The 20,323-nt window shown below is 64.5% G+C and carries 22 protein-coding genes; 6 read left to right on the top strand and 16 right to left on the bottom strand.

The window, feature by feature from the left end; genetic code table 11:
• The first annotated feature begins 28 nt into the window (after positions 1-28).
• From ACP146_RS25035 to acnA, 4 genes are all read left to right on the top strand, one after another.
• Positions 29-910, top strand: a complete 882-nt coding sequence (locus ACP146_RS25035; RefSeq protein WP_422369482.1) for a LysR family transcriptional regulator — start codon at positions 29-31, stop codon at positions 908-910.
• Between the two features lie 114 nt (positions 911-1,024).
• Positions 1,025-1,945: a polyphosphate kinase 2 gene (gene ppk2 / locus ACP146_RS25030; protein ID WP_422369481.1), complete on the top strand. Its 921-nt coding sequence runs from the start codon at positions 1,025-1,027 to the stop codon at positions 1,943-1,945.
• A gap of 62 nt (positions 1,946-2,007) precedes the next feature.
• Positions 2,008-2,733, top strand: coding sequence for an alpha/beta fold hydrolase (locus ACP146_RS25025; protein ID WP_422369480.1), 726 nt, complete (start codon positions 2,008-2,010; stop codon positions 2,731-2,733).
• A gap of 346 nt (positions 2,734-3,079) precedes the next feature.
• Positions 3,080-5,752, top strand: coding sequence for an aconitate hydratase AcnA (gene acnA / locus ACP146_RS25020; protein ID WP_422369479.1), 2,673 nt, complete (start codon positions 3,080-3,082; stop codon positions 5,750-5,752).
• Between the two features lie 121 nt (positions 5,753-5,873).
• On the opposite strand, the gene ACP146_RS25015 is transcribed toward acnA, so the two are convergent.
• From ACP146_RS25015 to ACP146_RS24995, 5 genes are all read right to left on the bottom strand, one after another.
• Positions 5,874-7,127 (bottom strand): cytochrome P450, encoded by a 1,254-nt coding sequence (locus ACP146_RS25015; protein WP_422369478.1) that lies wholly within the window; start codon positions 7,125-7,127, stop codon positions 5,874-5,876.
• Between the two features lie 202 nt (positions 7,128-7,329).
• Positions 7,330-7,851: a hypothetical protein gene (locus ACP146_RS25010; RefSeq protein WP_422369477.1), complete on the bottom strand. Its 522-nt coding sequence runs from the start codon at positions 7,849-7,851 to the stop codon at positions 7,330-7,332.
• A gap of 178 nt (positions 7,852-8,029) precedes the next feature.
• Positions 8,030-8,395 carry an HU family DNA-binding protein gene (locus ACP146_RS25005; protein ID WP_422369476.1) on the bottom strand — a complete coding sequence of 122 codons (366 nt, stop codon included), beginning with the start codon at positions 8,393-8,395 and terminating at the stop codon, positions 8,030-8,032.
• 254 nt (positions 8,396-8,649) lie between these two features.
• Positions 8,650-9,348, bottom strand: a complete 699-nt coding sequence (locus ACP146_RS25000) for an HTTM domain-containing protein (protein ID WP_422369475.1) — start codon at positions 9,346-9,348, stop codon at positions 8,650-8,652.
• A 24-nt stretch (positions 9,349-9,372) separates the two neighbouring features.
• Complete coding sequence (locus ACP146_RS24995; protein WP_422369474.1) at positions 9,373-9,795, bottom strand: hypothetical protein; 423 nt, start codon at positions 9,793-9,795, stop codon at positions 9,373-9,375.
• 254 nt (positions 9,796-10,049) lie between these two features.
• Here ACP146_RS24995 and ACP146_RS24990 point away from each other — a divergent pair, with 254 nt between their 5' ends.
• Together ACP146_RS24990 and ACP146_RS24985 are read left to right on the top strand one after the other, a co-directional pair.
• The gene (locus tag ACP146_RS24990) at positions 10,050-11,339 is read left to right on the top strand and encodes an ankyrin repeat domain-containing protein (protein WP_422369473.1); all 1,290 of its coding nucleotides are present in this window, start codon (positions 10,050-10,052) and stop codon (positions 11,337-11,339) included.
• Between the two features lie 119 nt (positions 11,340-11,458).
• On the top strand, positions 11,459-11,893 hold the full coding sequence (locus ACP146_RS24985; protein WP_422369472.1) for a GFA family protein: 435 nt from the start codon (positions 11,459-11,461) through the stop codon (positions 11,891-11,893).
• Between the two features lie 83 nt (positions 11,894-11,976).
• On the opposite strand, the gene ACP146_RS24980 is transcribed toward ACP146_RS24985, so the two are convergent.
• The 11 genes from ACP146_RS24980 to ACP146_RS24930 all read right to left on the bottom strand — a co-directional run bounded on the left by ACP146_RS24980 (position 11,977) and on the right by ACP146_RS24930 (position 20,084).
• The gene (locus tag ACP146_RS24980; protein WP_422369471.1) at positions 11,977-12,372 is read right to left on the bottom strand and encodes a RidA family protein; all 396 of its coding nucleotides are present in this window, start codon (positions 12,370-12,372) and stop codon (positions 11,977-11,979) included.
• Between the two features lie 59 nt (positions 12,373-12,431).
• Positions 12,432-13,037, bottom strand: coding sequence for a histidine phosphatase family protein (locus tag ACP146_RS24975; RefSeq protein WP_422369470.1), 606 nt, complete (start codon positions 13,035-13,037; stop codon positions 12,432-12,434).
• A 145-nt stretch (positions 13,038-13,182) separates the two neighbouring features.
• Positions 13,183-13,671 carry a YHS domain-containing (seleno)protein gene (locus ACP146_RS24970; protein WP_422369469.1) on the bottom strand — a complete coding sequence of 163 codons (489 nt, stop codon included), beginning with the start codon at positions 13,669-13,671 and terminating at the stop codon, positions 13,183-13,185.
• A 145-nt stretch (positions 13,672-13,816) separates the two neighbouring features.
• Entirely contained in the window at positions 13,817-14,746 is a 930-nt protein-coding gene (locus tag ACP146_RS24965; protein ID WP_422369468.1) for an AraC family transcriptional regulator, read from the bottom strand.
• Between the two features lie 91 nt (positions 14,747-14,837).
• Positions 14,838-15,494, bottom strand: coding sequence for an ABC-type transport auxiliary lipoprotein family protein (locus tag ACP146_RS24960; RefSeq protein WP_422369467.1), 657 nt, complete (start codon positions 15,492-15,494; stop codon positions 14,838-14,840).
• Complete coding sequence (locus tag ACP146_RS24955; protein WP_422369466.1) at positions 15,494-16,513, bottom strand: MlaD family protein; 1,020 nt, start codon at positions 16,511-16,513, stop codon at positions 15,494-15,496. Before ACP146_RS24955 ends, ACP146_RS24960 begins: the two co-directional genes overlap by 1 nt.
• Before the next feature lie 4 nt (positions 16,514-16,517).
• Complete coding sequence (locus ACP146_RS24950; protein WP_422369465.1) at positions 16,518-17,405, bottom strand: ABC transporter ATP-binding protein; 888 nt, start codon at positions 17,403-17,405, stop codon at positions 16,518-16,520.
• Positions 17,406-17,409: 4 nt separating this feature from the next.
• A complete protein-coding gene (locus ACP146_RS24945) occupies positions 17,410-18,210 on the bottom strand; it encodes an MlaE family ABC transporter permease (RefSeq protein ID WP_422369464.1) in 801 nt (266 codons plus the stop codon).
• Position 18,211: 1 nt separating this feature from the next.
• Complete coding sequence (locus ACP146_RS24940) at positions 18,212-18,544, bottom strand: STAS domain-containing protein (protein ID WP_422369463.1); 333 nt, start codon at positions 18,542-18,544, stop codon at positions 18,212-18,214.
• The gene (locus ACP146_RS24935) at positions 18,541-18,993 is read right to left on the bottom strand and encodes an ATP-binding protein (RefSeq protein WP_422369462.1); all 453 of its coding nucleotides are present in this window, start codon (positions 18,991-18,993) and stop codon (positions 18,541-18,543) included. The genes ACP146_RS24940 and ACP146_RS24935 overlap by 4 nt, the downstream gene beginning before the upstream one ends.
• The gene (locus tag ACP146_RS24930; protein WP_422369461.1) at positions 18,990-20,084 is read right to left on the bottom strand and encodes a PP2C family protein-serine/threonine phosphatase; all 1,095 of its coding nucleotides are present in this window, start codon (positions 20,082-20,084) and stop codon (positions 18,990-18,992) included. Before ACP146_RS24930 ends, ACP146_RS24935 begins: the two co-directional genes overlap by 4 nt.
• Positions 20,085-20,323: the final 239 nt, after the last annotated feature.

Here is a 20,323-nt window from a genome sequence, read left to right as displayed (position 1 = left end):
CCCGGGAAAACAACGCTGGGAAATCGTCATGCGTTGGGACGACCTGAAGTTCTTTCTGGCGGTGGCCCGGTCCGGGCAGCTGACCACGGCGGCCAAGGGCCTGAAGGTCGACAACGCCACCGTAGCCCGGCGCATCCACGCCCTGGAGACGGCACTGGATGCCCGGCTCTTCGACCGCAATCCCAAGGGCTACAGCCTGACCGAGGTGGGCCAGCGCCTGCTGCCTTCGGCCGAGGCGATGGAGACCTCCACCCTGGAGGCCCAGGCCCAGGTGCAGGGCCGCGACGAGTCCCTGGACGGGGTGGTGCGCCTCGGCGCGCCTGACGGCTTCGGCAGCTTCTTCCTGGCGCCGCGCATCCATAAGCTGGCGCGCCGTCATCCCAAGCTGGAGCTGCAGTTGGTGGCCATGCCGCGGGTCTTCAGCCTGTCGAAGCGCGAGGCCGACGTCACCATCGCCATCACCCGGCCCAAGTCGGGTCGTCTGATGATCGCCAAGCTGACCGACTATCAGCTGCACCTCTATGCCTCCAGCGATTATCTGAGCGAGAATCCGCCGATCAAACAGCTGGAGGATCTGAAGCAGCAGACCATGATCGGCTATATCTCCGACCTGATCTTCGATCCGAAGCTGGACTACATGCCCATCCTGGGCCGCAAGGTGGTGCCGCAGATTTCCTCCACCAACCTGATTGCCCAATTGAACGCCACCCTGGCCGGGGCCGGCGTCTGCATCCTGCCGGACTTTCTGGCGGGGGAGCAGAGCGGCCTGCAACAGGTGCTGCGCAAGAGCTTTTCCCTGACCCGCACCTTCTGGATCGTCAGCCACGAGAACACCGCCTCGCTGCGCCGCATCCGCGAGACCATCGATTTCATCCGCGCCGAGGTGCGCGAAAACCGCGACATCTTTTGATCCCGCATAAGGCAATCGCAGCCGGCAGAGTTGTCAGATTCCCCCTGTAGCCTGCAGACTTCATCACAACGGCCGGTTCTGAAGCGGCCAAAAACAAGAGGGCAGAACGGCACCATGAGCATCGAAGAGCGCGAATCCAAAGAGCAGAGCTGGGTCGAAGCGGAGCTGCAGGACAGCTTCGACGAAGAGCTGGAGATGGAGATCGACGACGAGCGGATCAGCACCGAACTGCGCCAGATCGCCGACTGGAAGCAGAAGTCGGCCCTCAACCGGCGCACCTATTTCCGCGAGCTTTTGAAGCTGCAGGCCGAGCTGGTGAAGCTGCAGGACTGGGTGGTCCACGAGAACGTGAAGCTGCTGGTGATCTTCGAAGGCCGCGATGCCGCCGGCAAGGGCGGCGTCATCAAGCGCGTCACCCAGCGCCTGAACCCCCGGGTCTGCCGCACCGTCGCCCTGCCCGCGCCCAGCGAACGCGAAAAGAATCAGTGGTACTTTCAGCGCTATGTGCCGCACCTGCCGAGCGGCGGGGAAATCGTGCTCTTCGACCGCTCCTGGTACAACCGCGCCGGGGTCGAGCGGGTCATGGGTTTCGCCACGCCCGAGCAGGTCGAGGAGTTCTTCAACGACGTGACGGAGTTCGAGCGCATGCTGGTGCGCTCCGGCATCAAGCTGGTGAAATACTGGTTCTCCATCACCGATCAGGAACAGCAACTGCGCTTCATGATGCGCGTCCATGACCCCATCAAGCAGTGGAAGCTGAGCCCCATGGATCTGCAGTCCCGCATCCGCTGGGAGGACTACACCAAGGTGAAGGAGGAGATGCTGGAGCGCACCAACATCCCCGAAGCGCCCTGGTCGATCGTCGAAGGCAACGACAAGAAGCGGGCCCGGTTGAACTGTATCAACCACCTGCTGACCCAGCTTCCCTACGATGAGGTGCCCCACGAGCCGGTCACCCTGCCGCAGCGGGTCTTCAACCCGGACTATGAACGCCAGGTCCTGCCCAAGGAACTCTATGTGCCGGAGGTCTACTGATCTTCGGCGACACCCGGGACCGCCCGCTCGACGCCGCCGGCCTCAGCCTCGCCGCGCGGCGGTTGCGCCCGGCGGGCTGTGCCGGGGGGCCGACCCTGGTCTTTCTGCACGAGGCGCTGGGTTCCATCGGCCAGTGGAAAGCCTTTCCCGAAGACCTTGCCGCCGCCTGCGCCCTGCCCGGACTGATCTACGAACGCCAGGGCCACGGCGGCTCCACGCCGCTCACCCTGCCGCGCGACAACGGCTACCTGCGCCAGGAGGCGGCGGTGGTCCTGCCCGCCGTCATCGCCGCTGCCGGGATCGAACGGCCGGTCCTGGTCGGCCATTCCGACGGCGCCACCATCGCCCTGATGTTCGCCGCCGCCTTTCCCGATGTGCCGGCCGCGGTCATCGCCCTGGCGCCCCATGTAATGATCGAGGACATCACCCTGGCGGGCATCCGTGCCGCCGACAGGGAGCCCGGCGCGTCCGACATCCGCGGGCGCCTCGCCCGGTACCATGGCGACAACACCGACGCCCTCTGGCGCGGCTGGGCCGAGACCTGGTTGCGGCCCGGCTTCGACGGCTGCGAGATGCGCGCAGACCTGGAGAAGATCACCGCCCCGACCCTGGTGATCCAGGGCGCCGAAGACGCCTACGGCTCCCCCGCCCAGGTCGAAGAAATCGCCCGGCGCGTCCGCGGCCCGGTGGAAACCCACCTACTGCCCGACTGCGGCCATGCCCCGCATCTGGAACAGGCGGATGAAGCGCTGAGCCTTGCTGCAGCCTTCCTGCGCAGACAGGGTTGATTTAGGGGCTCGGCTTTTCATCCATCAAGCCCTGCGCCCCGGTAACCGGATCGCAATCGGTCTGCTTTAGGCTGTACGGCAGTGCAGAGCCCGCTTGCGGAATCTCACCGGGAAAGCCCCGGATTTGCTTGGAAAACCGGGCTCTGATGACTATTTTAGCGCTGTATCCCATTACGTGAGCTCCCGCGGAGCGGTCGCAACCGGTCGCGGGGCATGCCCTCGAAGCTCCTGCCCTCCGCAGGCCATTTGTTTTTGGCCCGCGCAGCACCGCCAGGCAATCGACGGGTATGGCCCAAGAACAAGCGCCCAGAAACAGGCGCGACAGACCGGCAAAGGAGAGAGTCTCATGCCAGCCAGCAACGATACCCTGAAAACCCGCCGCGACCTCATCGTCGGCGGCAAGACCTACAGCTACTACAGCCTGGAGGCCGTGGCCGCCGAGCTGGGTGACGTTTCGCGCCTGCCCTATTCCATGAAGGTGCTGCTGGAAAACCTGCTGCGCTTCGAGGACGGCAACACCGTCACCGTCGACGACATCAAGGCGGTCGGCGCCTGGATTAAGGACCGCCGCTCCGACCGGGAGATCGCCTATCGCCCGGCACGGGTGCTGATGCAGGACTTCACCGGCGTGCCCGCGGTGGTCGACCTGGCCGCCATGCGCGAGGCCATGGACAAGCTGGGCGGCGACCCCAAGAAGATCAATCCGCTGTCGCCGGTCGATCTGGTGATCGACCACTCGGTCATGGTGGATGACTTCGGCAATGCCGACTCCTTCAAGAAGAACGTCGAGATGGAGTTCGACCGCAACGGCGAGCGCTATGCCTTTCTGCGCTGGGGCCAGTCCGCCTTCGACAACTTCCGCGTCGTCCCGCCGGGCACCGGCATCTGCCATCAGGTGAACCTGGAAAACCTGGCCCAGGTGGTCTGGACCAAGGACGAGGACGGCAAGACGGTGGCCTATCCCGACACCCTGGTCGGCACCGACAGCCACACCACCATGGTCAACGGCCTCTCGGTTCTGGGCTGGGGCGTCGGCGGCATCGAGGCCGAGGCGGCCATGCTCGGCCAGCCGGTCTCCATGCTGATCCCCGAGGTCATCGGCTTCAAGCTGACCGGCGCGATGAAGGAAGGCACCACCGCCACCGACCTGGTGCTGATGGTGGTGCAGATGCTGCGCGCCAAGGGCGTGGTCGGCAAGTTCGTGGAGTTCTACGGCCCCGGCCTGGACCACCTGACCCTGGCCGATCAGGCGACCATCGCCAACATGGCCCCGGAATACGGCGCCACCTGCGGCATCTTCCCGGTGGATGAGGAAACCATCCGCTACTTGACCTTCACCAGCCGCGATCCCGAGCGGGTCGCCCTGGTCGAGGCCTACGCCAAGGCCCAGGGCATGTGGCGCGACGCCTCGACCCCGGATCCGATCTTCACCGACAGCCTGGAACTCGATCTCGGCGACGTCGAACCGAGCCTCGCCGGCCCGAAGCGTCCGCAGGATCGCGTCGCCCTTTCCGGCGTCTCCGCCTCGGCGGAAAAGGCCCTGGCCGACATGGGGACCGGCGACTCCACGCCGGTTGAGGGTGCCGACTACAGCATCGACCCGGCCCACGTGGTGATCGCCGCCATCACGTCCTGCACCAATACCTCCAACCCCTCGGTGCTGATCGGCGCCGGCCTGCTGGCCAAGAAGGCGCGGGAAAAGGGCCTGATGACCAAGCCCTGGGTGAAGACCTCGCTGGCCCCCGGCAGCCAGGTGGTGACCGACTATCTGGAGGCCGCCGGCCTGCAGAAGGAACTCGACGCCCTCGGCTTCGATCTCGTCGGCTACGGCTGCACCACCTGCATCGGCAACTCCGGCCCGCTGCAGGAGCCGATCGCCAACGCCATCGACAAAGGCAACGTCTCGGTCGCCGCCGTGCTTTCGGGCAACCGCAATTTCGAGGGCCGCGTCCATCCCCAGGTGAAGCTGAACTACCTCGCCTCGCCGCCGCTGGTGGTGGCCTATGCGCTGGCCGGTTCGCTTAAAGTGGATTTGCTGAACGATCCCTTGGGCACCGGCAGCGACGGGGAGCCGGTCTTCCTGAAGGACATCTGGCCGACCAACAAGGAAATCGAGGCGGTGATCGGCGACAGCCTGACCCCGGAGATGTTCAAGGCGCGTTACGCCAACGTCTTCGAGGGCCCGGAGGAATGGCGCGAGATCGATGCCGGCTCCGGCATGACCTACATGTGGAGCGACGGCAGCACCTACGTACAGTACCCGCCCTTCTTCGAGGAGATGAAGGCCGAGCCGGAAGCCATCGGCGACGTCACCGGGGCCCGCGCCCTGGCGATCCTCGGCGACTCGGTGACCACCGACCACATCTCCCCCGCCGGCGCCATCAAGAAGGACAGTCCGGCCGGCGAGTACCTGATCGAACACCAGGTGCGGCCCATCGAGTTCAACTCCTACGGCTCGCGCCGCGGCAACCACCAGGTCATGATGCGCGGCACCTTCGCCAACATCCGCATCAAGAACGAGATGGCGGCGGGCACCGAGGGCGGCTTCACCAAGTACATGCCCGAGGGCACCGTGATGCCGATCTACGATGCCGCCATGAAGTACGCCGATGACGGCGTGCCGCTGCTGGTCTTCGGCGGCAAGGAGTACGGCACCGGCTCGTCGCGCGACTGGGCCGCCAAGGGCACCCGCCTGCTGGGCGTGAAGGCCGTGATCGTCGAGAGCTTCGAGCGCATCCACCGCTCCAACCTCGTCGGCATGGGCGTCCTGCCGCTGCAGTTCAAGGACGGCACCACGCGCCAGACCCTGAAGCTGACGGGCGAGGAAACCTTCGACCTTTCCGGCGTCGCCGGCGGCATCACCCCGCGCATGGACCTGCAACTGACCATCCACCGCCCGGACGGCAGCAGCGAGCAGGTCCCCCTGCTCTGCCGCATCGATACCGCCGACGAGGTGGAGTACTACCGCAACGGCGGCATCCTCCACTACGTGCTGCGCAACCTGATGAAGGCGGCGTAGTCCTTATCAGAGCATCGAATGGGATGAAGCCCCGGACCCGGCCAGGGTTCGGGGCTTTTTCTTTGACCATCGGCGTCGTGCAAGCAGACGTGAGGCGAAAGCCGTTGCCCTCATCGGACCTCTAACAGGAGGCGCCGCCCCATTCGACCTGGAAGTGTTCCGGGAAAGGGCCGCCAGCGAAGTCTATATGGCCACCGGCGCCCGCCTTGCGCCGCAGATCCGGCTTCAAAACGGCCTGGCGGACCGCTTCGGGAATGGCGACGAGGCCGAGATGTTTGCCGAGACAGACGTGGTGGCCGAAACCAAGGTGCAGATAGGATGACGCGGGCCGGTCCGTCCTGAAATCCCCAGGGCTGGGCATGAGGTCGGGATCGAACATCGCTGAGCCGGTGCAGGCGGCGATCAGCGTACCGGCCTTCACGCTGTGCGCATAGGGCGTACCCGTACCGATCTCGCGGTCTGCTTCGGCGACGCGAAACTGAATCGTGGTGATTGGGTTGAAGCGCAGCGCCTCGAAAACGATGGCGTCGAAATGCGTGCTGTTTTCAGCCTGGGCAGCCTCACGCGCCTGCGCCAGGCGTGTGGGGTCGGCGAGAAACTGATCGACGACCTGAACGATGGCCTGGCTCATGGTCTCGATGGTGCCGACCAGCAGTCCACAGACATTGCTCACCACCCGCTCCGGGTCGAAGGCGGCGGCAGGCGTGCGGCTCAGGTTGATGATGCGGCTCACCACGTCGGAGTCGTCGAGCGGCGCGGCCGCCCACTTCTCGGCCAGAAACGGCCAGAGCCAGGCGCGCATCTCCCGGCCCGCCTCGACACAGCGCTTTATGACCTCCGGATCGTTCGTCAGGTTGCGGAACATGGCGTGCTGGGTGGCAAAGGACCAAGCGAGAACTTTTTCATCCGGCGCGGCAAATCCGAAGTAATCCTGTACGATCTTCAGCGGTACGCGGCGGCCGACCGCAGGAACGAGATCGGCCTCGCCCGCTTCGCCCCGCAGTGCCGCCGCCGTCACATCGCCCGCGAGGGCGCGCACTTTCGGGATGTCGTCCCAGCGCAGGACCGCCTGCATCAGGCCCTTTTCGTGCCAGTTGATCGCCGTTTCATCCCGCGCCAGCATGAACGGGCCGACCGAGGGGTCCATGCTCACGCTGTTTGCACGTACGGAGAACAGCCGCGGCTGAGACAGGACATCCAAAACGTCCGTCGCGCGCGTCACCATGGTGAAAACCGGCGTTTCGAAAACGGCGCGCTTGGCCCGCAGATCCTCGTACATGCCGCGCCAATCGCCGCGCAGATGTTTGACGATATGGGCAATGCGCAACTGCGGCTGGTCCGCCGCAATCGCGTCGTATTCAGAAAGGAAGGTCAATTCCCACTCCAACGTCGATGGTGGCGGCGGCTGGTCTGATTTTTGTGCGAACCCATCCCTGGGGCACGGATAGCACAAGCGGCAAAAAAGTGGCGCGCAATTAAGGGACCCGCGGTGCTCCAAATGGGCCTTGAAAACACGCCGCGGAGAACCAGCCCGATTCGCACTGGTATCTGATCGACCCTGAGACTCCGTTCTGGCCTTACCCCACGGCCCGGGACCATGCGCCGACTGCGGCGTCGATATCCCTTTGATGGCGGCAATGCCAGACGTGCGGGATTTCGGCATCGGCAAGCGCGGCGGCGATACGGTTCCGAAGCTTTGAGCGGTTTCTGAGACTGCGCATCGCAAAGCGATACTGCTCAAGGGGCCAGTCCGTATTGCCGGGCGGCAGTTCCGGCCGTGTCCTGCCGAGATTTCGCCAGGGCCGGGCGACAAGACGCCAGGCCCGCACCAGTTCCGGGGGATCGAGCCAGAGAACGGAATCCGCTTTCGCAAGCGCCAGAGGAAGAAGGCTCGGGCCACCCTCCAGTATCCAGGCGTCGGCGTCGATGGCACGCGCCAGATCCGCATCGATCTCGGATCGCGGCCTTTGCTGCCAGCCGTTCGTCAACTTGATCGCATCAAAGGAGGTAACGGGAACCTCGGCCCGCGCCCGGCCCAAACGGGCTGCGACATGGCTTTTCCCGACGCCGTTTATCCCCGTGACGATCAGCCTCTGCATACTTCGATCTATCTGCCCGAGCCTCTGATTAAAAGGGCATGCCCGTCTCAGCGGCGAGCACCTTGAGCATGGGGAGGGCGCTATCGGCCGGGACCGTCCAAGCCATCCGCCCCAACGAAAAAGGCCCCCGCCGACGGCAGGGGCCATTTCCGTAAAGCCGTCATGGGCCGTCAGAAGCTTACTTCAGCTTCTTGGAGTACTTGCTGGCCTGCTCCTTCAGCGCCTTGCCGGCGGTGAAACGCGGCGTCAGGGTCGCGGGCTTGGCCTTGAAAGTGGCGGGCTCACCGGTGAAGGGGTTGGTGCCCTTGCGCGCCTTGGTGGCCGCTTTGTAGCGCATCTTGAGGCGGCCGAGGTTGCCCATCGGCACGGAGCCCGGTGTCGTCTTGGAGGTGTCCTTGAGCGCAAGGTCGGACATCACCGGCCAGAGCGCATCGAGCAGCTTGCTCGCGTCGCGGCGGCTGAAGGTGGTTCCCCAGTCGTCGCCGAGTGCCTTGGTCAGGGCGGTGGCATAGGCATCAGCAAGCTGCGTCTTCGTCACTGTCATCGTTTTTTCCTTATGTGAAGCCCCGAAAGTTCTGCGGGATCGATATGAATTGTAACCGGGGGCGGCGGGTACCGCCTCCTTACGCAAGGGGTGGTTAATGAAACGTTAACGTGATGCATCAGACCTGCTTTTAAAGCGAATAAAGCGTCAGTCCAGCATTTTTTTGCACAAAGGAATCATCTTTGCGCCGACAAACCGTCCCGCCGGGGAGTCGGATCGCGTTAGAAGAGTCCATCCGGCCCGGCCTACCCGCGTCACAAGAACACCCGCTGCTGGAACCAAAAGATCGATGGATAGGCCGCCAGCCAGATCCAAAAGAAACGGTTGAGGCCGAAGAGAATTGCATTGGCAAGATGGAACAATGCCGCAATGGAAAGGCCCGCGATGAGCGCGACAGGGTGCAGCAGCGTGGCAGGGAAAACGAGTTCAAACAGCATCACCGCCCAGGACCCTGCAAAAACGATCCTCGCATGCGTCGCGATTGATCGGAAGTTCTCGCAGGCCGGATAGGCGGAGAATTCGAAAACATCTCTCAGCGCCCGGCCGCTGCGCCAGTCGGGATTGACGATCTTCACCCAGCCGGAAATGAAATAGGACAGCATCAGTTGCAGCGCGAGATAGCCGAGAGCGACTTCCCGCCATATCTGACTGGGTGCCGCATGACTCAGACAAAGGCAGAAGAGAATCAGCAGACCCATGCGGTCGCTGCCGCCGTTATAGGGGCCCTGGAAGCGATACAGGATCAGAAGGCTCAGCAGCGCCAGACCTGCCGTCGCCCAGAGGCTTGCCATGCCCGTGAGCAGGAGCATGCAGAGGGCGATACGGAACACGAAAAGGTTTCGCTCTTTCGCCGCCGCCCTCAGGTGTTCGACGCTCTGCTGCAGGAAGGCGAGGGCGAGCAGAATCTCGGTCACGCGCTGGGCGGTGTCGAAGCTCAGGACAGGGAGGCTCACGATCACATCAGCCACCGGCCCGGGTCACCCCGCAGTCACGCTGTAAGGGGAGGAGACATAGACGATTTCTTTTTGCAGGGCATCGCCCTCCCGGCTGATGAGGACCAGCCGAAAGCGGAAGAAGGGCTCGGCGGCACGCGGATCGAGGCCGGCGCAAATACGGCTGGCGATTTCGGTGACGCTGTGGGCGGTGGGCTTCTCAAGCAGGCGTTCGGCGCAACTGGTCAGGAAAAGCGTTTCGTTCCACGCCGGGTTCCAGAAAAGGCGGCACAGCAAGGCCGCAAAGGAAAGGCTTTGCGGACGCGGCCGAAACTCCCGCCACCCGGTGGCCGGGTCATCCGCTTCAACCATCCGGGCGACTTCGATGCGCGGGGAGGCCGTAATCCGGTCGAAGAAGCGCCAGGAGGGAACGAGCGCCGGGGCGATCAGAGCAAGACTTTTCAGCATGGCGCAGCATCCGCCGGTTCCGTTTAGTTTCTGTTAACGATGTTTTCGCCGGCGCGTTTCGCGCACTGTTGAAGAGCCGGCGAACCGACCTTCCACTTGACTTCGGCGGAGCACGTTCCATTATTTCATTCCGGCCGGACAGGTGGCCGACGGTCCGCGTAAAGGGTTGAACCCACCTCTCATCGTGATGTGTTCCACATCTTCTTTCTGCCCGTGAGCTGCGGACGCCGGGCGACGAGAGAGAAGGTGTTGCCATGACCGATACACATTCCACCGATTCACATCCCGAAGCACTGCCGCCGCGCCCCGATATCGACTGGCTGCGAAAAACCGCCAAGCAGCGGCTGGGCGAACTGCAACAGAGCGACCCTGCAACCCGGCTGCACCAGGCTCAGCTCGACATCGCCAGACGTCACGGCTTCACGAGTTGGCGTGCGCTGAAGGCGCATGTCGACACCTTGAGCCTCGACGGCCAGATCATCGCCGCCACCCTGAAAGGCAGGGTGGACGACCTGGAAAACCTGCTCAGCGAACATCCGGCCAAGATCGCCGTCACCGGCGGCCAGTGGCAGCGGCCGCTGCTGCATCTCGCGGCGGACCGCGGACATCTGGACTGCGTGAACCTGCTGCTGCGTCTCGGCATCGATGCCGATCTGCGCGACCGCGCGGACCGCGCCTCGGCCCTGCACTGGGCGGCGCAGGGAGGTCATCTCGACGTCGTGAAACGCCTGGTCGAAGCCGGGGCCGATGTAAAAGGCGCGGGCGATGCCCACGAGCTGGGCGTCATCGGCTGGGCCACCGGCTTCCAGCATGTCCACCAAGAGGTCGCCGAGTTCCTGCTTTCCCGCGGCGCGCTGCCCGACATCTTCACAGCCATCGCCCTGGGCAAACTCGATTTGATTCGCGAAATCGTCGAAGACGATCCGCAACAGATCGACCGACAGATGAGCCGCCTCGACCACCAGCGCACGCCGCTGCACTTCGCGGTGCTGCGCAACGAGGCCGAAGCGGTGGCGCTGCTTCTGGAACTGGGCGCCGATCCGATCGTGAAGGACAACCGCGGCTATACCGCGCTCAACTACGCTTCCCCCAAAACCGATCCGGCCATCATCAGGCATCTGATCGGCGCCGGGGCCGACCCGGTCGAGCACAGCCCCAACCGCTTTGCCTCGGCCATACCGATCTTCAATGTGAAGAACGTCCCGGCCGCCATCGCCTACTACGTCGAGAAGCTGGGCTTTCAAGTGGAATGGGAATGGGAGACGCCGGCCACCTTCGCCTGCGTCCACCGCGACGAGGTGCGGATCTTCCTCTGCCAGGATGCTCAGGGCGCCCGCGGCATGTGGCTCTCCGTCTTCGTGCACGACGTCGATGCGCTTTACGCGGACTACAAACAAAGCGGCGCGATCATCCGCCAGGCCCCGACCAACTTTCCCTGGGGCGTGCGCGAGATGAACGTCGAAGACCTGGACGGCCACCGCCTGCGCCTGGGCAGCGAGACCACCGGCCCGAGCGATGGCGCCGCCCTGAACGAAGAACCCTAAGACAGCGGTTTGGAGCCAGGCTCTGAGCCGTTCGCCCCGGGCTTTTGATTCGGATCAACAGGCCCGGGGCGGTAAGCTGGTAGTCGTTACCCAGCGTTACAACACCGAGGAACCAAGTCATGCCCGACGACAGCAAGATGACCGGTCACTGCCTTTGCGGCGCCGTCAAAATCACAGCGACCGGGGATCATCGGGATGTTGGAATCTGCCACTGCCGCATGTGCCGGCGCTGGGGAAGCGCACCGACCATGGCTCTCGACGTCGGCCCGGATATCGAGATCGAGGGCAAGGAGAACGTGACCAGCTATCGTTCCTCGGATTGGGCCGAGCGGGCCTTCTGCAAGATCTGCGGCAGCAATCTCTATTACCGCATCGTCGAGGCGGACAGCCATCACCTCTGTGCCGGGATTCTGGACGGCCAGGACAGCCTGGCCCTGAAGACCCAGATCTTCATCGACGAGAAGCCGCCCTACTACGACTTCGCCAACCAAACCCAGAACATGACCGGGCCCGAAGTCTTCGCCCTCTTCGCGCCGCCGGCGGAAGAGAAATAGGCAGCGGCGCGCTGCCGGGCAATCTGTTCAGGGCCGCCGGGTCAGGGCCGCCGGGTCAGGGCCGCCGAGTCAGGGCCGCCGAGTCAGGGCCGCCGGGCGATGACGTCGATCTCGACCAGGGCGCCGACCGCCAGGGCTGTAACACCGACACAGGTGCGCGCCGGCAGCCTGCCCTCTTCGAAATAGCTTTGATAGGTCTGGTTCATGGCGGCGTAGTCGCGCTCAAAATGGGTGATGTAGACCCGGGCCTGGATGACGTTTTCCAGGCCGAGGCCGACGCCCTCAAGCACGATGGCCAGATTGTCCATCACGCGGCGCGTCTGCGCCTGGATGCCCTCCGGCAGCGCGCGCTCGGGTTCGCCCGGCCAAGTCGGCATCTGGCCGGTCAGGAAAACCCAGCCGTCGATTTCCGAAGCATGGGAAAAGGTGGCCACCGGCTGCGGCGCCGCGTCGATCATGTGAAAGGTGGGCAGCGGCATCGGGTGCTCCTTAATCGTCTTCTGGTATCGTCTTCTTGCCGGAAAGCGCTTACGCCGGCTCAGGTATCCACCGTCTCCACATCAAAGCGCGTTACGGTGCCTTGCGCCAGACGGAAGAAGCCGTATTGCGGTTCGTCCATGGCGAAAACCGCTTCCGGCTCGGCATTTAAATAGATCCCCCGCAGGATACGCCCGGCAAGGCCGTGGCTGACCACCACCAGGGGAACGTCGTCCTCCAATTCCGCCAGCCAGCTCCGCAGGCGGGCGGCAACCATGGCGTAGCTTTCGCCGCCGGGCACGACGTAGTTCCACTTGTCCGCCCGCCGCGCGGCCCAGGATTCCGGGAACAGGGTTTCCAGGTCGGCCTCACCATGACCCTCCCAGTCGCCGAAGGTCATTTCCGCAATCCGCGGCTCCAACGCCATGGCCAGGGGATCGATCCCCAGACGGTCGGCCACAATGGCCGCCGTCTGCCAGGCCCGGCCCAAAGGACTTGAGATCATCCGCGGGTTGGCCGCGGTTTCGCCCGCCAGGGTCTCGGCCAGCAGGCTGCCGACCGCCTGGGCCTGGGCGACGCCCCTTGCCGTCAGCGGCGAATCTTTCTGGCCCTGCATGCGGCCGATGGAATTCCAAAGGGTCTGGCCGTGACGAAGCAGATAGAGCATCAAGGGGTCTCCGCAAAACCGGGGAAAGCGTTGCGGATCAGCCCGCGACAGCCGTAACGCTCGATTTCACGGGCAGACGGCCGCCGCCAAGCCATAGGGCGGCTTGGGGAGAGCCGCGCCCTCCCCACCACCCTCTCGAACAGTCTTACAGATCGCGCGCGGCGACATGCTCGATGTCCTGCCAATTGTCCTCCGCCTTTTCGATGTTGTCGTCGAGATCTTCCAGGAAGGTGGCGTAGATCTCCTCGTTGAGGTTCAGGTAGAGCTTGCCGTCCTCGATCTTCCAGAGCCTGGGGTCGCCGTCGAACTTCTTGCCCACCGAAACGCCATAGGCGCAGAAACCGCCGTACTGCGGCACGTAGCGATCCGGATCCTGCTTGAAGCTGTCGAGATGGGCCTGGCTGGCGAAGCGATAGGCGGCGCCCTCATGGATATGAACCAAGCTGTCGGAGCCCCGCATCGGCGCTCCCTTGGTGAAATAGGCCACCGGATCGTAGCCGTGCAGCGCCAGCGGTGCCCCGGCGATGGAATAGCCAGGTACCACGTTCAGTTCATCGGCGGCCTGGGCCGTCGCCGTAAAACCCAGCATCGAAGCGGCGAGCAGGCTGGCGAGGGCAAGTTTGGACAAAGTCATATCTGGTTCTCCCTAGCAGGAATTGCGATGACCCGGCGGAAGCGCCGGACAAACCGCATCTTGGGAGAACCGGCATTTAAGACAACAGATAGCCAATAAAGCCGAATTCACTGCATCGCCTTCCGGACGATCTGCAAATTCAACGCTATCCAGCGGCCTGACGGCTGGCCTTGGGGCTGTGACCGTAGCGGTTGGTGAAGGCGCGGGAAAAGGCCGCCGGCGACTGATAACCGACCCGCTGGGCGATGGTCTGGATCGGCTCGCTGGTACCGGCCAGCAGGGTTTTGGCCTGCTGCAGGCGCAGGTCGGCCAGATAACCCATCGGCGCGCAGTTCATCAGGTCCTGGAACTGCTCGGCAAAGCGGCTGCGGGACATCCCGACCTCCCGCGCGATACCCTCCAGCGTCCAGTCCTGGTCGAGACGCCGGTGCATCAGGCCGAGGGCATGACCGATGCGGCGGTCGCCGACTGCGGCGAGCACTTTGCCGAGGGCTTCATCCTGGTCGGCGCAGCTGCGAATCACCTCGATGAAGAGGGCTTCCGACAAGCGGATGACCGAGGCGGTCATGCCCGGCGTCTCGGCGAACATCTGGCGAGCAATGAGACGCAGCAGTTCATCGAGCCAGGGTGCCTTGGCGCGCAACTCCGCCGTCACCAGCAGGTAGGGCGGCAAGGCGCGCAGCAGCGGATGATCGACCCCTTCGGCAAAGGTGAAGTGACCGCAGATCAGCTTGGTGTCGGCATCCGCGCGGGCTTCGCCGCCAAAGACCAATGTGCCCTCTCCGCTGAAACCGCTCCGCTGCAGGACCTCTTCCAAGGCCGCCGGTTTCGCATCACTGCCGTCGCTGAGGACATGGCCGGCGCCGCCTGGAATGAGGATGAGGTCGCCGGGATTGAGCTGGACGGTATCATCCTCGCCGACCCGCACCAGGCAGCGGCCCTGGACGGCGAGATGAAAACGGGCCGCCCGGCCCAGCGGCGGCACCGCCACCGACCAGGGGGGAGAAAAGGCGGTGCGGAAGTAGAGGCTGCCGCGCAATTGCAGCAGATCGAGAATATCGCTGAGAACGTCCATCGTGCAGTTTTTCCCGCTTCACAGGACGTTTAGATAAGAAGCGGCGGCTGTTTTGTCCAGTTTACGCCGATACCGGCCTGTGGAACGGTAGCTATTGAACCGCGACCTGATCCGCTGCCGCGCGAACCTGCGTCAGAAAAGCATCGAAGATCCGGGCCGTCGCGCGGTTGAGCGCCACGACCGCGGCCTCGACGCTGTCGCCCCCGGCCGGCTCCTCCGCCGTGTAGTTTTCGACCACCAGCAGGGTGTCGTCGGAAAGGCGCAGCAACGCCAGTTCGATCTCCACGAAGACCCGCGGCGGTCCGCCGCCGAGCAGACGCTCCAGACGTCTTGCCTTGCCGGTCACACGAAAGTCGGAGCGCACCCGCGTGTCCGGGGTCACCACCTGGCCGGTCACCCCGCTGCGGCGCAGATAGCCGACCATCTGGTCCTGCAGCATGCGCGGCGGCACGTCGTTCCAATAGTGATAGTTGTGCTGCTGCAGTTCGTGGGACTCGCCGCTCTGGCTGTAGAGCAGCGGGCGTTCGCGCAGAAGGCCGTCGGCCTGCGGCAACTCCACCATCACCACCCCGGGCAGCAGGATTTCGGCGCCGGCCCCTTCAGGACCCGGCGGCGGGGGCGGCACCAGCAGGCGATAGTAATGATCGCGCGGCACCGGCGGTGCCGAGCCGAGACAGGCGGCCAGCAGCGGTGCGGTCAAGAGGACGGGCAGGAAGGCGCGCAGGAAAACAGAGGGGCTCCGTTTCATCAGTAGTCCTCCCGACTCGGGGCAGACGATGACCGGCCTTCGGCCCTGACTTCTTCGGGAGCGGAGCCGCCCAGCAGCAGCCCCGGGTTCTGCCGGATAAGGCGGCTGAACTCGTTCATGTTGCGGGTGGTCCCGGCGAGATTGTGATTGATGCTGTCGATGTTCTCGGCAATGGAGCGCAGAACATAGCGGGTATCTTCCAGAGTGCTGTTCACGTTGCCCTCGTTCGCCTCGACGATGCCCTGCAGGTCGGCGACGATGGCGTCGAGCTGACCCAGGGTGCCCTGAGCCGCCTGGCTCATTGCGACAAAATCCTCGGACACCGCATTGACGTTGCGCAGCGTCTGCTGAACCTCGGCGACGTTTTGTTCGGAAAGCAGGGCCTGCACCGAAGCCAGGGTGCTGTTCAGGTCCTCGGTGAAGGTCAACAGCTCCTCGGCAATCTGCGGCACGTGATCGCCGGTGTCCTGAGCCACCACGTTCAGGGAGCCGAGCAGCGGGGCGACGTCGTCGCCCAGCAACTGATTGGCGGTCACCGCCAGCTCGCCGAGCCGCGCCAGCAAGGGCTGCAATCCCTCGCCGACCTGGCCGGCCATGTTGGACATGGCAGCGAACATGTCGGCGGCCGGCGCGCTGGCAATCTGCCTGCCGGGCGCCAGCGCCGTCATCGACTCGCCGCGGCGGATTTCGACGGTCTTGGCGCCGAGGAATTTCGACATCTGAATGCGCGCCACGCTGTCGTCGGGGATGATCCAGCCTTCGCGCACGGAGACGTCGAGAGAGAAGACCATGGCGCCGTCTTCCACCACCGGATTGATTGCCTCCACCTGACCGACGGGAAAGCCTTCGAAGCGGACCTGAGTGCCGTAGCGAATGTCGGCCACATTGCGGAGCACAACGGTGTAGCGGTCATAGGCGCCGACCGAACCGGTCAAGAGGACCACCGCAGCCAGGGCGGCCAGCAGCATGGCGATGACGAAGCCCCCAACGGCGGCATAGTTCAATCCCTGATGTCGCATCGCTTTAGCTCGCTTCCGGGGTTTCGTTCGTTGCTGCCGGCGGTGTCGGCGTCTCGCCGGTCAGGCGCTGCAGATAGGCCTGGGCATCGACCTCCGTCTCCTCCGAACGCCGGTTCAGCAGGTTTTGAATGCGCGGGTTGTCGGAGCGCCGCACCCCGGCCACATCGTCGACCAGCAGGATACGGCCCTGATCGAGGATGGTGATGCGGTCGGCAATCTTGAAGGCGCTCTCCAACTCGTGGGTGACCACGACCATGGTCATGTTCATCGCCTCGCGCAGCTTCAGGATCAGATCATCGAGGGCCGAAGAAACCGTCGGGTCGAGGCCCGCCGAAGGCTCGTCGAAGAACAGCAGCGTGGGGTCCATGATGATGGCCCGCGCCACGGCGGCGCGTTTCAGCATGCCGCCGGACAGCTCCGAAGGCATCAGCGCGTCGGCACCGGCGAGGTTCACCACTTCCAGCTTCAGGCGGGCCATGATCTCCATGGTCTTGCGGTCGAGCCGGGCGTGTTCGCGCAGCGGCAGCATGATGTTGTCGAGCACGTTCATGGAACTGAACAGGGCCCCGCCCTGAAAGGCGACACCGATCTTGCGCCGCAGCGCCAGCATCTCCATAGACCGGGCGCGGGTGATGTCGAAGCCGAGCAGTTCGATCCGTCCGGCGGCCGGACGGCTGAGGCCGACAAGATGGCGCAGCAGGGTGGACTTGCCCGAACCGCTGCCGCCCATCACCACCATGATTTCGCCGGGCATCACCGTCAGGTCGATGTCGAAGAGAACCTGTTGCGCTCCATAAAAGGCCTGCAACCCCTCGACGCGGATCACCGACGCCGCGGGCGAGACGGCCGCCGGCTCCCGGGCCGAAGTTAGTTGTGAGGCCTGCGCAGTCATCGGCTTATCCCGAAGTCACGACGAAGGCGAAGATCATGTCGACCATGATGATCGCCGCGATCGAGTGCACCACCGCCCGCGTGGTCCGCCGCCCGACCCCCTCGGCACCGCCGTCGGCGAGCGCGCCGTTTACCGCCGAGACCAGGGCGATCAACGCGGCAAAGAGCACGCTCTTACCGAGACCGTGGGTCAGATCGTTCACTGAAAGAACGGAGATCAGGTCGGCGAAATAGGCGCCCAGGCTGATCTCCAGCGCCGCGGTCACCAGCAGGCCGGCGGCGGTGAGCGCCACCAGAATGGCCCACATGGTCAAGGCCGGCACCATGATCATCATGGCGATCAGCGCCGGGGCGACGAGAAAGCGCACCGGCGAGATGCCGATGACCCGCAGGGCGTCGACTTCCTGATTGATCATCATGGTGCTGAAGCGCGCGGCCAGGGCCGAACCGGAGCGCCCGGCAATCAGAATGCCGATGATGAGCGGCGCGAACTCCCGCACCACCGAGAGCCCGATACCGACGGTGGCAAAGTGTTCGGCGCCGAAAAGGCCCAGACTGTAGAGACTCTGGATTGCCAGCATCATCCCGATGGTCGCGGCCAGCACCGTCGCAATGGGCAGCGCCTCCAGGCCGATCTGCAGCATCTGCGCGAAGACCGCGGGCAGGCGGACAGGCTGGCGCCGCGCCGGCCCCAGCACTGCCCAGAAGAGGGACTCGACAAAAAGCGCCGCCGCGAAGCCGACCTCGTCGGCGCCGCGCAGTACTCCCCGTCCCAGCCCTTCGGCCACCCTCAGCATGGCCGTCATCCTAGGCTCCCGCCTCCAGCGCGCTGCCGAGGTCGGGATGAATGGTGAAGACCTTGTCGAGCCGCGCCAGTTCGAAGACCCGCATGACTTCGGGGCTGATGGCGATCAGGCCGAAGCGGGTCTCGGATTTGCCGGCGTCCTGCAGCGCCTCGACAAGGCTGGCGATGCCCGAGCTGTCGATGTAGGTGACGCGGGACAGATCGACCAGAACATCGCGCCCGCGCCTGACGCAGTCGAGCAGGGTCTTGCGCAGCGCCGGCGCCCGCTCAAGATCGATTTCCCCTTCCAGTTCGACCACGAAACGGCCCTCTTCGTCACGGATGACCTCGGTCACAACCTGCCCCCCTCTCTCTCTTGGCTATTCGTCTTCTTGGTCATCTGCAGGACGTTGCCCAGACCGTCGGGAGCGGGACCGAAGTCGGCCGTGTCCATCAGCTCCCGAATGAAATGCGTTCCCAGACCGCCGGGCCGGAGATCGCGAAGGTCGCGCGGCTTGAACACGGTGGGGTCGACTGCCGGTCCGTAGTCGGTTACCCGGACGACGATCCGGTCTCCGTCGCGCAGGATACCCAGCACGACGTCGCCTTCGTCGCTCTCGGCATAGGCATGAAGGATGACGTTCTGACAGGCCTCGCCGACGGCGAGAACGATGTCCCGGGTGTCCGGCTCGTCGAAGCCGCAAAAGCGCGCCGCGCTGCGCACCGTCTGGCGCACCAGGGCCATGCGGTTGGCCTGCGCCGGAAAGCGCAATTCCAGCAGGCGCTCCCCCTTCGGCAGGTTCATGTGCCTGCCTCCGCCTTCTGCCCGGCGAGACCGCCAGCCTCGTCGCCGGCAACGCCGCGGACCCAGGCATCGTCGATGGCCAGTACCGTCAGATCGTCGCGGGCTTCCCAATCGGCATCCTGATCCAAGGTCTTCAACAGCGCTTCCAGGCGCTTTGCCAGGGGCGCCTCGGCAAGCGCTTCGATCAACTGGATCAGGCCCTGAACGCCAAGCTGCTCGCCGCTGATGTAGCGGTATTCGGTGAGACCGTCGGTGAAGATGTAGAGCTCGCCACCGTCCAGCTTGATTTCCTCGTCCGGCGGCAGGGTCGACGGCATGATGCCAAGCGGCGGCGCCGCCGCGGGAAAAGAGGCATAGCTGCGGTCCTGGCGGCGCAGCAGCGGCGGCTGGTGACCGGCGTTGGCCAGGTTCACGGTTCCGCTGGCGGTCCAGTAGTGGCCGGCGACCATGGTCACGAACATTCCGCGCGACGCGGTTTCGCAAAGCTCCGCATTGATCGCCGCCAGCAGTGCGGAGGGTGTATCGATTCTCTTACTGAGACAGCGAAACAGGCTGATGGTCTTGGCCATCAGCAGCGCGGCATTCATGCCTTTGCCTGAGACATCGCCCAAAGCAAAAGCAATGCGCTGCTCATCCAGGCGATAAAAGTCGAAGAAATCGCCGGACACCTTGCGCGCCGGCAGATTGACGCCCCAGATCGGCTGGTGGCCGGGCACACAGTCGGGCTGAAAGCTCTGCTGCAGTTCCGCCGCCATATCCAGGCCGACGCCGAGACGTAGCTGCTCGACAAGGCGTGCCCGCAGGGCGGCATTCGCATGAGCCAGGCGCGCCAGTCCGCTGACGGCGCGCAACAGGTCGCCGTCCGCGCCATGACCGGTCGTCGTGGCTGACTCAGGATGAAGAACGGCAGCAAGATGCTCGGCGGTGACCCCGTCCAACTGGGCCGCAATCTCCGGCAGAGCCGCCTCAAGCGCCACCAGCGGGTCGGCCGCCGCGGCAAGACGGCTGCCCAGTTCGCCCAGAAGGCGAAGCTGCTCGCAAAGGCTGTCATCGACGGCCCCGGACACCCTTTTGACTTGCTGTTTCGCCATTGCGCCGCTGCTCAGAGGCCCGCCTGTTTGTTGAGCCCGGCATCCTAGGGCGCGCGGGTTAAGCTTCCCTTTTTTTGCAGGCACCCGCGCGGCCTTTGCCGGCTGAAAACCAGCCTCGAATCGGCGAAAGCCGCGCTCCGCTGCCTGCCGTTCTGATTTTCTAAATCGATGATTGTATCTTAAGGACTATCATTCTCCTTAAAGAGGCGGGGAGGTGCTACCGAACCTGGAAGACAAGG

It is taken from the genome of Pelagibius sp. (genome assembly GCF_965249265.1).
GTDB lineage: Bacteria > Pseudomonadota > Alphaproteobacteria > Kiloniellales > Kiloniellaceae > Pelagibius.
Note: the sequence above shows the minus strand (reverse complement) of the source record. Positions and strands in the feature narration are given on the sequence as shown.

What these genes read in the sequence shown, in the direction of transcription:
- ACP146_RS25035 (WP_422369482.1), top strand. Translation starts at nt 29, where the DNA reads ATGCGTTGGGACGACCTGAAGTTCTTTCTGGCGGTGGCCCGGTCCGGG.
- ppk2 (WP_422369481.1), top strand. Translation starts at nt 1,025, where the DNA reads ATGAGCATCGAAGAGCGCGAATCCAAAGAGCAGAGCTGGGTCGAAGCG.
- acnA (WP_422369479.1), top strand. Translation starts at nt 3,080, where the DNA reads ATGCCAGCCAGCAACGATACCCTGAAAACCCGCCGCGACCTCATCGTC.
- ACP146_RS25010 (WP_422369477.1), bottom strand. Translation starts at nt 7,851, where the DNA reads ATGCAGAGGCTGATCGTCACGGGGATAAACGGCGTCGGGAAAAGCCAT.
- ACP146_RS25005 (WP_422369476.1), bottom strand. Translation starts at nt 8,395, where the DNA reads ATGACAGTGACGAAGACGCAGCTTGCTGATGCCTATGCCACCGCCCTG.
- ACP146_RS24995 (WP_422369474.1), bottom strand. Translation starts at nt 9,795, where the DNA reads ATGCTGAAAAGTCTTGCTCTGATCGCCCCGGCGCTCGTTCCCTCCTGG.
- ACP146_RS24990 (WP_422369473.1), top strand. Translation starts at nt 10,050, where the DNA reads ATGACCGATACACATTCCACCGATTCACATCCCGAAGCACTGCCGCCG.
- ACP146_RS24985 (WP_422369472.1), top strand. Translation starts at nt 11,459, where the DNA reads ATGCCCGACGACAGCAAGATGACCGGTCACTGCCTTTGCGGCGCCGTC.
- ACP146_RS24980 (WP_422369471.1), bottom strand. Translation starts at nt 12,372, where the DNA reads ATGCCGCTGCCCACCTTTCACATGATCGACGCGGCGCCGCAGCCGGTG.
- ACP146_RS24975 (WP_422369470.1), bottom strand. Translation starts at nt 13,037, where the DNA reads ATGCTCTATCTGCTTCGTCACGGCCAGACCCTTTGGAATTCCATCGGC.
- ACP146_RS24970 (WP_422369469.1), bottom strand. Translation starts at nt 13,671, where the DNA reads ATGACTTTGTCCAAACTTGCCCTCGCCAGCCTGCTCGCCGCTTCGATG.
- ACP146_RS24965 (WP_422369468.1), bottom strand. Translation starts at nt 14,746, where the DNA reads ATGGACGTTCTCAGCGATATTCTCGATCTGCTGCAATTGCGCGGCAGC.
- ACP146_RS24960 (WP_422369467.1), bottom strand. Translation starts at nt 15,494, where the DNA reads ATGAAACGGAGCCCCTCTGTTTTCCTGCGCGCCTTCCTGCCCGTCCTC.
- ACP146_RS24955 (WP_422369466.1), bottom strand. Translation starts at nt 16,513, where the DNA reads ATGCGACATCAGGGATTGAACTATGCCGCCGTTGGGGGCTTCGTCATC.
- ACP146_RS24950 (WP_422369465.1), bottom strand. Translation starts at nt 17,405, where the DNA reads ATGACTGCGCAGGCCTCACAACTAACTTCGGCCCGGGAGCCGGCGGCC.
- ACP146_RS24945 (WP_422369464.1), bottom strand. Translation starts at nt 18,210, where the DNA reads ATGACGGCCATGCTGAGGGTGGCCGAAGGGCTGGGACGGGGAGTACTG.
- ACP146_RS24935 (WP_422369462.1), bottom strand. Translation starts at nt 18,993, where the DNA reads ATGAACCTGCCGAAGGGGGAGCGCCTGCTGGAATTGCGCTTTCCGGCG.
- ACP146_RS24930 (WP_422369461.1), bottom strand. Translation starts at nt 20,084, where the DNA reads ATGGCGAAACAGCAAGTCAAAAGGGTGTCCGGGGCCGTCGATGACAGC.